This is a genomic window from Longimicrobium sp., from assembly GCF_036399255.1.
GTDB lineage: Bacteria > Gemmatimonadota > Gemmatimonadetes > Longimicrobiales > Longimicrobiaceae > Longimicrobium.
The window spans coordinates 55,857-69,035 of the sequence record NZ_DASWNM010000068.1; the positions used below are offsets into that span (position 1 = coordinate 55,857).

Annotated in this window: 9 protein-coding genes; 6 read left to right on the top strand and 3 right to left on the bottom strand. The window is 68.8% G+C overall.

Annotated features, from left to right (window positions below):
- Positions 1-57: 57 nt before the first annotated feature.
- Positions 58-468, bottom strand: coding sequence for a hypothetical protein (locus VGC13_RS10625; RefSeq protein ID WP_331125229.1), 411 nt, complete (start codon positions 466-468; stop codon positions 58-60).
- A 349-nt stretch (positions 469-817) separates the two neighbouring features.
- On the opposite strand from VGC13_RS10625, the gene VGC13_RS10630 reads away from it, so the two are divergent.
- The 4 genes from VGC13_RS10630 (at position 818) to VGC13_RS10645 (ending at position 7,851) form a co-directional block, all read left to right on the top strand.
- Entirely contained in the window at positions 818-2,071 is a 1,254-nt protein-coding gene (locus VGC13_RS10630; RefSeq protein WP_331125230.1) for a hypothetical protein, read from the top strand.
- A gap of 552 nt (positions 2,072-2,623) precedes the next feature.
- A complete protein-coding gene (locus VGC13_RS10635) occupies positions 2,624-3,379 on the top strand; it encodes a hypothetical protein (protein ID WP_331125231.1) in 756 nt (251 codons plus the stop codon).
- Complete coding sequence (locus VGC13_RS10640; protein WP_331125232.1) at positions 3,376-4,590, top strand: tetratricopeptide repeat protein; 1,215 nt, start codon at positions 3,376-3,378, stop codon at positions 4,588-4,590. Before VGC13_RS10635 ends, VGC13_RS10640 begins: the two co-directional genes overlap by 4 nt.
- Before the next feature lie 288 nt (positions 4,591-4,878).
- On the top strand, positions 4,879-7,851 hold the full coding sequence (locus tag VGC13_RS10645) for a S8 family peptidase (RefSeq protein ID WP_331125233.1): 2,973 nt from the start codon (positions 4,879-4,881) through the stop codon (positions 7,849-7,851).
- Between the two features lie 310 nt (positions 7,852-8,161).
- Here the strand turns inward: VGC13_RS10645 and VGC13_RS10650 are convergent, their stop codons facing one another.
- Complete coding sequence (locus VGC13_RS10650; RefSeq protein WP_331125234.1) at positions 8,162-10,072, bottom strand: PAS domain-containing protein; 1,911 nt, start codon at positions 10,070-10,072, stop codon at positions 8,162-8,164.
- A 263-nt stretch (positions 10,073-10,335) separates the two neighbouring features.
- On the opposite strand from VGC13_RS10650, the gene VGC13_RS10655 reads away from it, so the two are divergent.
- Complete coding sequence (locus VGC13_RS10655) at positions 10,336-11,484, top strand: amidohydrolase family protein (protein WP_331125235.1); 1,149 nt, start codon at positions 10,336-10,338, stop codon at positions 11,482-11,484.
- 85 nt (positions 11,485-11,569) lie between these two features.
- Positions 11,570-12,484: a cyanophycinase gene (locus tag VGC13_RS10660; protein WP_331125236.1), complete on the top strand. Its 915-nt coding sequence runs from the start codon at positions 11,570-11,572 to the stop codon at positions 12,482-12,484.
- Positions 12,485-12,895: 411 nt separating this feature from the next.
- Here VGC13_RS10660 and VGC13_RS10665 read toward each other — a convergent pair whose 3' ends face one another.
- Entirely contained in the window at positions 12,896-13,069 is a 174-nt protein-coding gene (locus tag VGC13_RS10665; RefSeq protein ID WP_331125237.1) for a hypothetical protein, read from the bottom strand.
- Positions 13,070-13,179: the final 110 nt, after the last annotated feature.

A 13,179-nucleotide genomic window follows, 5' to 3' on the forward strand; every position in this document is an offset into this window, starting at 1 on the left:
AAACGAACCCGCCGCGCGGATGTCTCCGCGCGGCGGGCTGTCTGGTGGACCGCTGGGTCAGGGCGTGGTGCCCGTGGTCGTGCCGCCCGTGGTGCCGCCGGTCGTTCCGGTGGTTCCGCCGGTCGTTCCGGTGGTTCCGCCGGTCGTTCCCGTGCCGCCCGTCGTGGTGCCGCCAGTGGTGCCACCCGTCGTGCCGGTGGTGCCCGTCGTGCCGCCCATGGTGCCGCCGGCGCCCATGCCGGTGGTGTCGCCCATGGTGCCGGTGCCGCCCATGGCGGGGTCGGTGGTGGTGGTGCCGCCCATGGCCGGGTCGGTGGTGGCGCCCGTGGTGGTGCCGGTGGTGGTGCCCGCCGCGCCCATGGTGTCGCCGCCGGTGCCGCCGGCCGCCGCGTCGCCCTCGTCGCCGCCGCCGCACGCCGCCAGCATGGCGATCGCCGGAACCAGAATGAGCCGCTTCATCATGTCCATCGTTCTCCTCCGTAGGGAATAGCCCGGCGCCTGAGTGCGCCGCCGTCCCGTGGCCCTCCGATCGCCACGAGAGCGCCGCCCCCTTCGCATCGTGGATACCCGGCGCGTAGCAGCCGGAAGCGCGGAACGTCCCCTGTGGCGCCACTGATCGACAAAGACTGGATGAGCGGTGAGGCCTCGGCCCCGAAACGGAACGGTGCGGGCCGATTGGAAAGGGCGGGGCGCTGCCTCGCAGCTGTTCACTTTTGGCGGGGTGAGTGGGCGCGTGGGCGGCTTGCGGGACTGTTTACTTGCGGACTAGCTTTCCGGGGCGCTCCTATGGCGCACTCCTGCACACGCACCCGCGTTCATGCTTCTCACCGAGCGGCCCGAGCCGACAGGCGCAAGAAAACGGCACCGGCGCATTCTGCCCGGGCCGTCGCTCGCCACGCGCCCGTTCGAAGGCGCCGCACTGCTCGATGAGCTGGAGGGCACACGTGGTGCGCTGTTCACCTGGGCGCGTGATGTTGCGCTCTGGGTGCAAACCCCGCCGGATCAGCGATCCGGGTTGTTCTGGCCTGACGCTCCCCGCGTGCTCGATCTTCAAGGGCCTTCGGCGCGTGCGGCCGCCGCGTTGCGGGGCCTGTGGACCCATCCGGAATCGGTGCGCTCCGCCGCTGTTGCCGAGGCCTGTACATCCATCAGCGAATGGGCTGAGAATGAAGGCGGGCTTGCCAGCACCGCGATCTACTTTGCTGAGCTCGCTGCTTCCGCCTCCGAGGACGATGCGCTGCTTGCACTGGCCGCCGGTCGGGTGAACCGGCGATACGCGGTTTACGAACGGGCCCGGCACTGGTATGAGCGAGGGATCGACCTCGCACGCGCGCATGCTGACCGGCCGGCGCAGGCGGCTGGCTATCTGAGCTGGGGCAACATGGAGTTCCAGCGCGGCAGGCACGCGTCCGCTCGCCGCTTCTTCGTGCGCGCGTGGCGGACCGCCCGAAAATTCCACCTTCGCGAAGAGGGTGGCGCCGCTCGCCACAACCTGATGACGCTCGCGCTCGAACGTGGAAAGTTCGATGAGGCGCAGGACCATGCCCTGGCCGCGTTCGGCTTCTACGGGCGGCAGCATGGCCGGATGCCCTACTTCGCGCATGACGTAGCTCAGTTGTGGGCGTGGCAGCGCTTCTATTCCGCCGCGTACCCCGTCTTCTTGGCGGCGGTGCCGCTGATTACGCATCCGAAGGAGCGGATCAAACTGCTCGCGAACCTGGGGCGTGCCGCTGCGGGCCTGGGTGAAAGCCAGGTGTTCTTCGACGCGTGGCAGGGCGTAACCGCGTACGTACCCAGGCCGAATGAGCACCTTGCCGAAGCATACGTAAACATCGGCGAAGGTGCGCTCCTGCTCGGCCTGGCCGCGCAGGCGCATGACGTTGGCTCCCGCGCGCTTGCCCTCGCGCGAGAACGGGGCGAGTCATCTACCGAAGCGCAGGCGGAGGCGCTGTTGAGCAAGGTACGAACACCGACTGCCCCGCTGGTCCCGCTGGAGCCGCCGGACACGGTGAAGGCGCTGTCCCGCTGGTTGCTCCAGACCCTGCAAGAGCGAGCCGCCCCGTCGATGTGACGGAGCGGCTTTGTTGTAGGGCCTCAATGGCCAGAGCCGTAGGTGCCTGGCCCTCTGCCCGCCGAATCGGCCGACGCGGTGGCGGGGCTGGCGGCCGCCGGCCCATGACCTGAGCCGAACGTGCCCGGCCCAGCCTCCGCGGCCGCGGCCTCGGTATACGAAGCCCCCGGCTCCACCGCGACCGGGTGGCCCGCCTCGGGAGACCCGCACGCCGCCAATGCGGCCAGGACCGTAACACGTACGGATTTCAGGATGAGTCGCTTCATGCCAGCCTCCGGGAGCGCAGGGAACGTGGGCGGATAGAGAGAAACAATCGCAGCAATTTGCCGCAAGCGCCCCCATCGCGCCACAGTAGTGCCTACCTTTCCCGCCTCCCTCGGTCGTATCGTCTGCCCCAGTCCACGCAGCAACGCAAGGTGAACCGCTCTTTAGCGGCTCTATTCGTCGTGTTTGACGATGTTCTGCGGGTGGATTGACGCTCCGGTGGCGGCCCGGTTATCGGTTAGCTGCGGCGGATTCTGTAGATGTTTCCGCGCGCGGTTTTCCCTTTCCGTGCCCGACAGCCCCTTGGCTAAATCTTCCGTTTTCCGCGGTGTCCACCTCCTCGGGTACCTGCGTAGTCTGGCACAACGCGGCGGTGGATACGAGTTGCGCGGCGCCTTTGGCTGGGTAACGGCCGCCGACGTGGCGAACGCGGCCGGCGTCCACGGTGCGGGCGACGAGCTCCGGTCGGCTTTCCAGCGTGGGGAGCTGGTGCGGGAGGACGTGAGCGTTCCGGACGCATCCACTCCTGTGTGGATCTACCGCGCCGCGGACGAAGCGGCGCGTGCCGTGGCGGAGTTGAACGATGAGAAACACGCCGTGGCTCGCCCCGGCCATGGGCAACACGGATGCAGGGTGTACCTGCGTCCGGGGCAGGCGGTTGCGCTGGATGCCATGCGCCATGCCTTCCACAACTCCACGTCGCGCCGTCCGCGGGTCCGTGGAGAGCCCGAGTGGCGCACCTGCCGGGAGCTTTCCGGGTGGCTGCGGGACGAGGCGGACAGAACCGGGGTCGAGCGCATCTTCATGTCCGACGACCTCGCGTGGGTCGTCAGGAACTGCCTCGCCGAACGGCGCGAACTGCCGCCGCCGCCCAACTCGTTTACGTCCGCTCCCGTCGTCGTATATCGGCTCACCGTCACCGGCGCCGCCGTGCACCCGCTGGTCTGGCACCAGGCGAAGGAGCCGGACGCGTTCGCGATCGCCGCCGCGCTTCGTGATGATGGGCGCAACCACCATCCCGCCATGGGAAGCCCCGTTCCATGACGGGCGCACGTCGCGCGCGCCGTGGTGCGCAACGTCGCCAGGACTCCCGCCGGTGGTGCGTGCCGCCCGCCATTCTGCGGGAGCCGGACGAGACGCTGGAGGGATGGCACATCCTGCTCGAGCATGAAGGCGAGCTGGCGGGCTCGCTGTGGTTTGCGTTTCGCGACGTTACGCTCTGGGCGGCGGTCCCGGACGACCGGCGCGACGGCCTGTTCGCGCCGTCGGCTCTGGGCAGGCGGTTGGAGCGTATGGGTGGCTGCGGGGGAGACGCGGAGATCGCGGCGCACCTGTCCGCGCTCGCCCGCGTGGTGGACGAGCCTGCCTCCGCGAACCCGGACGCGGTCAGCGCCACGTGCGCCGCCGTATCGCGGTGGGCTGCCGCGCGGGGGGCGATGGGGACCGCCGTGGCCTTTGCCCAGGCGGGCGCGCTCGCCGTGCCCGGGAACGCCGCGGCCGCGAGCGCCGTGGGCCGGCTCTCGGCGCGCTGGGGCCGTCTTCCGCGTGCCGAAACGTGGCTCCGGCGCGCCACGGGGCTGGGGCGGCGCTCACACGACTGGTACGCCTACGCCGAGTCGTACGTGGAACTGGGCACCCTCTACCGCCGCAAGCGGCTCCCGGAGCGAAGCCGCCGCTGCTTCGTGCTGGCGGCGCGGGCATGCCGTCGCCACGGCTACCTGCAGCTGCGCGCCGCGGCCCTGCACGGGCTGTCCCTGCTGTACGCGGACACGGGGGAGATGGAGGATGCGGAGCGCCATGCGCGCATGGCCATACGGGCGTACGGACGCGGGCACCCGCGCGTCCCCGAAGTGCTCCACGATCTGGCGGAGCTGCTGGTTGCAAGGGAAAACCATCGCGGGGCCCTGCCCATCCTCCAGCGGCTGCTGCCCGGCCGCCACGTACCGGGTGACCGTTCCTTTACACTCGCGCTGATCGCGCACGCGGCGGCGGCCAGGGATCGGCGGCTTTACGAAGATGCGTGGAGCGCGGCCTGGGCGCTCCTGGACCAACCCGGGGGTGGCGGGCAGGCATCACGCACGCTGCTGGAACTGGCCCGCGCCGCCGCGAGAGCCAGGGACTGGCTCCGGGTCTCACTCACCAGCGGACGCCAGGCCGAACAGGCGGCAATTGCCCGCGAGCCCGGAGCGGCCAGGGAAATGGCTCACCTGGCTGCACTCGCATGGCGGGGAGCCTCCGAGGGCTGGGGCCTTTGACCGAGCCGGAGGGTGCTGCCCGCGCGGCGCTGCTGCACGCTTTACCGCCTGAGCAGCAAGGGCATGGAACGATTTTCTACTTTCCGAGGCGGAACGGCTCTACCTTGCCCGAGAGGAGAACGCTACCACGCTGGATCCGTACGCTGTCTGATGAGCTTCGCCGGAAATAAGCCCGTTCGTAATCCGATAGCCTTGACTTCGTTTTGCACCCACCTTCCATGCGCTGCCTGTACGACCCACATTGAAAGGTAATGGGCCTCCATGTCACCCCTGCTCCGCAGGAACCAGATGATCGCCTGGGCGTTCGTGCTATCCTGCTTCGCGTGCACCGACCGTACTCCCACCCATTCGATACCGGCTCCCGGCTCGGAACTGGTGGCGGCCGTGGAATGCAGGATCTACGTAGATGATCGAAGCGTGGAATGCGGAACGCCGAGCCCCGCGGGTGGCCCGTCGCTCGCGCTCCTGGACCTGGACGACAACATCAGGCTGCGAGCCTCGCATGTCGCCGTCGATCCGCGGTCGCGAACGGTTTCCGTGGACGTCTCGGTGCAGAACCGGTTTGGGTACCCGATCGGAACACCGGATGGACAGACAATCACGGGGATCAAGGTCTTCTTCGAGACGGCACCCATGGTCACCAGCCCGGGTGACAGCACCACTCGCGTCACGGTCCGGAACCCGGACGGGCACCAGAACTTTACAGGTGCCCAGCAGCCGTACTACCACTATGACACGATCCTGGCGCCCCGGGCGGCCTCGGCCCCGAAACGCTGGGCATTCCACGTTCCGCGTGGTGTGAAGACGTTCGGGTTTACGGTGAGGTTCTTCACCAGCACGCCGGTCGAGCAAAGCGTGCCGCAGACCGCTCCGGACTTCAAGCCGGCATGGTTCTATGACCCCGCGAACAGCATCGATTGTGGCTCGTTGTTGACAGGCACGTGCCTGAAGAACGTGGTTCTGGTCGAGTTCAGGGGTGGAGCGACGCAGGAGGAGCGGCAGGCCGCGGTGGATCTCATCCGCGGTGAGGTCGTCGGTGGCCAGACAGGGGCGTATTTCGTACGGATTCCCACACCGGACAGCAGCTATACCAGCCTTCTGGGGCACGCACTCCGCCAACTGGAGAACCTGCCTCAGATCGAATACGCATCCGGGTATCTCACCACGCGTCCCGCTCCGGACTTTGCTCGGCCCTACGATACGGCTGGTTGGCGGAGCTGGCAGTTGAATCCCGATTCTGCCGACGGAGCAAACTGGGCTTTCGAGCGTGTCGGCGCCCCCTTCGCCTGGGGGTGCAGCACGGGCGACACTTCTACCGTAATTGGCATCGTTGATACCGGGTTTCACACGGTCTCCGACCTCACCAGGAACAGCAGCCTTATGGAAGCCGCGGACGCGTACGCGGACAGCGTTGACCATGGGACAAGCGTGGCGGCCATCGCCGCCGGGTTCGGCAACGACTCGGTCGGGGTTGCGGGGATGATGTGGCGTGCAAAGCTGAGGATGTACGATCACACGGAAGGGGGCACCGGCGACTGGCAGGACGTGTGGGACAACATCCGTCAGGCCGGAACCGATGGTGCGCGCGTAATCAACGTCTCCATCGGCTATCGGTGGGGGGCGATGAACCCGGATACGGTCACGGACCCAACCACGCAGCAGGCAAACGCCGCAACGATCAGAAATCTCTACCGTGGGTTCCGGCGGGCAATGGATAGCCTCCCGGCGGCGTCCCAACCCCTCGTCGTCTTCTCGGCGGGCAACCTGAACATGGATGCGAAGTGGAATGCTGCCCGGATCGCAGCGGACAGCGCTTCCCTCAACGGATGGGCCGTACTGGTGGTCGGCGGCAGCAACCGCGCAGACGGGTACTACACGCGTACGAACACGGGCAACGTGGTCCGGATCTCTGCTCCCGCCGAAGACGTGCACGTGATCGGGGGCAACGGCGCGATTACGAGCGGAGAGGGTACTTCGTATGCTGCTCCCATGGTGGCTGGCCTGGCAGGTCAACTCTTCTCTTTCGATCCGGCCCTGACCGCGTCACAAGTTCGGGATCTCATCATCGATGGTGCGATTCGTGGTGGCAGACGGGTGGCTGGCAGCGGACCTCCCATCCTCAACGCCCGTGAGAGCCTGATCCTCGCCGGCCGCCGTGCGGGGGCACCGCTCTGCGGCAACCGCCTGTGGATGCTGAACGGGACGATGTACGCGCAGCGCGACACCGCGGCGACCGTCGGCGAGCCCCTCTTCAGCGTGGGAGGGTCGCCCTCGCCGTACGGCTTCAACGCGCTGCACGGCGGCAAGCTGGTGCACGTGTCGGGTGGCGGCGGAAACCACATGATGCAGTGGGCGGCCGGCACGTGGTCCAATGGTCCGCTTCCCGGCGCCGGGCTCCCGGCCGGATCGAACGGTTCCTATCTCTCGCGGCTGGCGGCGTCCCACGACGGGGACTCAACGCTCTCGGTGCGTTCCACGCGTACGGCCGGCACGGTGGAGTTTCGTTTCCGACTCAGCACCGGCGCCGGAACGCAGACGCTGCCCGGGATGATCACGGCGCCCTATGATGACGGTACGTCGCTCTGCATCCGGGAGTTCGTGAGTGTCCCCAGCGCCGAGGCCGATGCGCTGAGCAATTCGCCGCACACCGACGTCCGGATCGCCTACCAGGACTTCCTGCAGCGCGTGCAGGCAAATCCCTGTCTCACCACGGGCGATCCGAACGGCTACCGCTTTTCCACGGCGCGTGCCGCCTACTCTCCGCGCGGCGACGTGGCGTACGTCTTCGTTACGCAGCGGATCGGGACCACGGCCGCGGGCGGGTGGGCCACCTGCCAGACCACGGAGCTCATCAGTCACGGGAACTACAGGTACGAACTGCCGCTCAACACGCACTGCCGCGGCACCACGACCACCGCGGTTTCCGCCGGAACCGTGATCTATCGGCTGAGCCTGGCCGGTGGCGGCATCAGCGGTCCGATTGGATGGGGCGAGCCGCAGGCCGAGCTGTTGAACCCTGCCATCCGGGAGGATGGGAAAGAGGTGGTGGCTGACCGTCGCATGCTGACCACCGAGACGAACGTGGCATGGCTCCCCGGGGCGGCTTTTCCAAGGAGGACCGACAGGCCGCAGGTGCTGACCTGCGCCTTGCAGTACCGGGACGTATCGACGGGCTCGTCCGCGCTTGGGGTCAACAACGGCTGCCGGCAGACGCTGGGCGAAGGCGGATTCGCGGCCAGCCGGGAGGGCGACACTCCGTAGGCCCGAAGCGCCATGGACCTGCCGCCGCCCGGCGGCACCGAGGGAGGCCCTGTCCACGGATGAAGAACAGAGACGGCGCCTTTCTTCAGAATGATACCAGATCCTTAAAGAGAATAATCGTACAGAGGAACAGAGTCAGACAGAGAAAGCGAGCTGAATATCATCTTGGTTCCTCTGTATCCATGAAGATGTTGTTTCCTGCATTCGGTTTGACAGGTGATCGTCCGTCTTTCGCGGATGGAAAGAACGAAGCCGGCGGAGAACGATCTCCGCCGGCCCCGTGCGCGCCCGTCCGCCGCGAACCTGCGGATCAGGCCAGCGCGCGCTGCGCCCGCAGGTTGCGCTGGATGAGCACGGCCGCCAGCTCGCGCGCCCGCGAGGTGGAGAATGCGGGCGACACCGGCGCCAGCAGCCGCAGCGACCGGCCCACCCGCTGCTGCGCCGCGCGCGTCATCAGCACCGGCTCGGCCGGGTCCAGCGCCTCCACCGCCGCCGCGTCGTCGGCCAGCACCACGCGCAGGCGCTCGCCGCCGGCCAGGCAGCGCAGCCGCTCGCCGTGGCGCGCGTCGGCCACCACGGCCGTCAGCGGGCCGGCGCGCAGCCGCGTCTCGGCCGCGGCCACCAGCTCGGGGTCTGCCTCCAGAATCACCACGGGCGTGCCGCTGGGGCGCGCCGCCGCCTCGACCGCACAGGCGTGAAAGGGCGTGGTCACCACCACGTCGGCCTCGCGCACCGCCGCGGCCAGGGCGTCGCGCCGGCCGGTTTCGGGGCCGCCGGCCAGAAAGCGCTGCGTCTCGAAGCCCCACTGCCCGTGCAGCTCGGCCGTCAGCGAGGCCAGCCCGTCCTCGGTGCCGTCCACGCACAGGCAGCGCACGGCCGCCTGGCTGGTCCAGCGCACCACCAGGTCGGGCAGCCGCGTCACCTTTACCTGCAGCGCCGCCGCCTCGCCGATCACCCCCGCCAGCCACTCCGCCGTCTCGGACGAGGGCATCTCGGGCGCCCGGGGGCCGGGGCCCACCAGCACGCCGTGCCGGTTGCGCACCTCTACCGCCCCGTCGCTGGCCAGCCGGCGGTACGCGGCGCTCACGCAGCGGTGGTCCTCGCCGGTAAAGCGCGCCACCTCGCGAATGCTGGGCAGGCGGTCGCCGGGGCGCAGGCGGCCCAGGAACAGCCCCGCCGCGATCCCGTTCCCCATCCGCTCGGCCAGGTCGCCCGTGCCGGTGCCCTCCGTCAGCACCCGCCGCATCTCGGCCTCGCTCCACGCGGGGCGGGGGAGCGCCGCCGCCGGTGCGTCGCCTTCTACCGGGGCCAGGGTGAGCACCATGCCGCGGGGGTCGCCGCCTTCGTCCGCCAGCCGGGCGGCGCAGACCTGTGCCGCCAGCTCGCGTCCGTCGCGGGTGCGCACCGGCACCGTAAGCCGGGCGGTGCCGGCCGCGGCGTCCAGCGCCGCCTCGATGGCTCCTTCCGTTCCGTCGGCCCAGCAGGGCGCGTGCAGCCCGGCGGCCTCTTCCTCGCTCCACCCCAGCAGCCGCTCGGCCTCGGCGTTCCACAGCGACACCGTGCCGTCCACGTCCAGCACCAGGGTGGCGGACGGCAGGGCACGAAGCGCGCGCAGGTGTCCGCGCGCGGCTTCGTGCTCGCCCTCCTCCTCCTGCCGCGCCGCGCTCACGTCGCGCAGCGTCCAGTGCAGCCCCGGGGCGGCGCCCGGCGGGGTGAACAGGGTGATGGACGCCTCCACCGTCACCGGCACCGCCATCCGCGGCTGCAGGCACAGGTCGAAGCGGGCCGGCAGCGGCGCGTCGGCAAGCCCGTTCAGGCGGGTGCGGAACTCCGCCCGCTCGTCCGTGGGCACGAACACCGCCAGCGGCTTGCCGCGGATGGCCTTGGCGGCCAGCCCCAGCAGCCTGCCGGCCGCGGGGTTGGCGTCGCGCACCATGCCCTCGGGGTCCGTCACCAGCAGCGCGTCGGCCGCGCCGTCGAAGAGGGCCCGGTTCCAGTCGCTGGTGCTTTCGGCCGCCAGCCACGCGTCGGCCAGCTGGTCCTGCTGGCTGCGCAGCTCTTCTTCGGTAACCCGCAGCTCCTCGATGGCGGTCTGCAGCTCCTCCACCAGCTCCAGGGCCAGGTCGTCGCGCGGCGCCGAGCTGCTGGCGTCTACACGCAGCTTCTGCAGCCGCGGGAGAAGTACGGCGGTAAAATCGTGGGTGATCCGGCTTCTGTTCACGGGGAGCCTGCTTTTCCGTGGGGGAGATCTCTGGCGGAAGGACTTTTCCTCCTCCAGATGTTTACGCCGTTGATGCAATCCACTTGCCAGGGCCGGAACTGTTTCTCCGCTGGACCGCCGTGTGCAACCATCCGCCCCGCCACGGGCCGGAAAGCACGTGGATACGCATGGAGCGGACCAGACAAAGGCGCGGCAAAGATGAACGGGGTGAGGCGGCGGGGCGGGGCGGGAAACGGCCGGCACGGCACGGCACGGGAGGGCGGATGCTGACGCTGATCGAGGGCGGGCGCGTCTACGACCCCGATCCGTGCGGCGTGCAGTCGGTGCTGCTGGCCGACGGGCACGTGGGCAAGGTGGGCGAGATCAACCGCAAGGCGCTGGAATCGCTGGGCGCCGAGCACCAGGTCATCGACGCCAGCGGCTGCCTGGTGGTGCCGGGGCTCATCGATCCCCACATCCACCTGCTGGGCGGCAGCGGCGAAACCGGCTTCAGCACGCAGACGCCGGAGTTCTTCATCAGCGAGATCGTGCGCTTCGGCATCACCACCGTGGTGGGAACGCTGGGGGTGGACACCACCATGAAGACCATGGCCGGGCTGCTGGCCAAGGTCAAGTCGCTCAAGGAGCACGGGCTCAACGCCTTCTGCTGGAGCGGCGGGTACGACGTGCCGCCCGAGTCCATTCTGGGCACCGTCCGGGAAGACGTCATGTTCATCGAAGAGGTGATCGGCGCGGGCGAGATCGCCATCAGCGACGAGCGCGCGCTGGCGCCCGACCCGCGCGACCTGGCGCGCACGGCCACGCACGCGCACATCGGCGGCATGCTGGCGCGCAAGGCGGGCCTCATGCACGTGCACGTGGGCGAGGGCAAGGGCCGGCTGCAGCCGCTGCGCGACGTGGTCGACAACTTCGACGTGGAGCCGTGCTGGATCTACGCCACCCACATCGAGCGCACCGAAGAATTGATGGACGAGGCCATCGACCTGGCCAAACGGGGAATGCCGTGCGACGTGGACGTGGTGGAGCGCGACCTGCACCGCTGGCTGCGCTACTGGCGCAAGCACGGCGGCCCGGACGAGCTGCTCACCGTCTCGTCCGACGCGGCCATCACCAGCCCGTCCGGCGTGTGGCTGCAGCTGCGCGACTGCGTGCTGAACCACGGCTTCAAGCTCGAAGAGGTGCTGCCGCTGGCCACGCGCAACACCGCCCGCATCCTCAAGCTTCGCGAAAAGGGCGAGCTGCGGAAGGGGTGCGCGGGCGACATCCTGCTGCTGCAAGAGGATACGCTGGAGATCGTCCACGTCCTCTCGCACGGCAAGTTCGTGGTGCGCGACGGCGAGGTGGTGGAGAAGGAGAACTGGCTGGAGGACAGCGACCGCGAGATCGAGCTGCGGGGCGAGAAGGACGATTGATTCCGGGAAGTGCGAAAGTGCGTGAGTGCGGAAGTGCGTGAGTACGCGAGTCGCATCCACCGATTAGAACGCGAAAAGGGGCGGAATGGCTGAGGACGAGAAGCGGGAGGCGGAGAAGGAGCGTGGGCGGAAGGGCGAGGAGAGCCTGGAGCGCGGGTCTCATCCGGAGCGCGCCGCACGCCTGCTGGTGATCGGCGGGGCGGAAGACCCGGACGAGGACGACATGCGCATCCTGCCGAAACTGGTGGAGATGGCGGGCGGCAGCCAGGCGCGCATCGTGGTCTGCTCCTCCCCCTCCGAAAGCCCGGAGGAGAAGGTGGATACCTACGGCGAGCTGTTCGAGAAGATCGGCGTGGCCGAGGTGATCCCCGCGCCCATTACCGACCGGCACCAGGCGGAAGATCCGGAGCTGCTGAAGGCGCTGGAGCGGGCCACCGCCGTCTTCTTTACCGGCGGCGACCAGTTGCGCCTCACCGCACTCATCGCGGGGACGGAGTTCTGCGAGACCATCCGCGCGCGGCTGTACGGAGACGGGTTGATCGTGGCGGGCACCAGCGCGGGCGCGGCGGCCATGAGCAGCGTCATGCTGATCGCCGGCTCCAACAACGGAACCGTGCGGCGGCAGGACGTAAGCCTGGCGCCCGGGCTGGGCTACTGGCGCGACACCGTGGTCGACACCCACTTCAACCAGCGCGGCCGGGTAAGCCGGCTGATGACCATCTTTGCCCACAACCCCAACGTGCTGGGGATCGGCATTGACGAGAACACGGCCATCGACCTGGTGCCGGGCGACCGCTTTACGGTGATCGGCGAGGGGGTGGTGATGGTGTTCAACGGCCGCGTGACGCACACCAACGCGCCCGACGCCAGCGACGACCAGACGCTCGCCATTACCGACGCGGCGCTGCACACGCTTCCCGACGGCTACGGCTTCAACCTGCGCACCAAGCGCCCCATCCTTCCCGGCGGCGAAGAGATTGCGCCCAATCCGCCGCACTGAGCAAAAGAATGGTCTCACGCAGAGGCCGCAGAGGAAACGACTCCGCTTCCTCTGCGTGAGGAACGAGAATACGGAGTCCGAGGAAACACCTGTCATTCTGAGGGAGCGCCCGCCTCGAATTCTCGGGAGAGCCGGGAAGCCGGTTGGCGCGACCGAAGAATCTCCGTCCCCTCGCGCGGAACCCTCTCCCGGGCATCGCCCGGGAACACATCGTGACGGAAAGATCCTGCCGCTTCGGATAAAGATTCTTCGGTCGGCGCCATGCTCCCGGGCGAAAAGAAGGCACTGCGCGGCGCCTCCCTCAGAATGACAGGTTTGGCGGAATCTGGTACAAGACATTTCGTTCGGGGAAACGAAGACGGGCGGGGATCCACTGGATCCTCGCCCGCCGCGCATCCGCCGCCTGTGCCGTCAGTTCGCCGCGTCGCCGTCCGGTGCGGCGTCGTGCGCCAGCATCTCCTGCGACGAGCGGATGACCTCGCGCGTGCGGGCCACGGCCTCGCGCACCCGCCGCAGCAGGTCGTCGTCCTCTCCGGTGCCGGAAGCCCCTTCCGGCGTCGACGTGTCCATCGCCGTTTCCGTCATCTGTCTTCCCTCCCGGCGGGCGTGCCCGCCCCGTTGCCGCCAGTTCACCGCCCCACCATCCGTGCGCGTATCCTGTTCTACCACATCGGGATGCGGATTGTTTCCTCCAA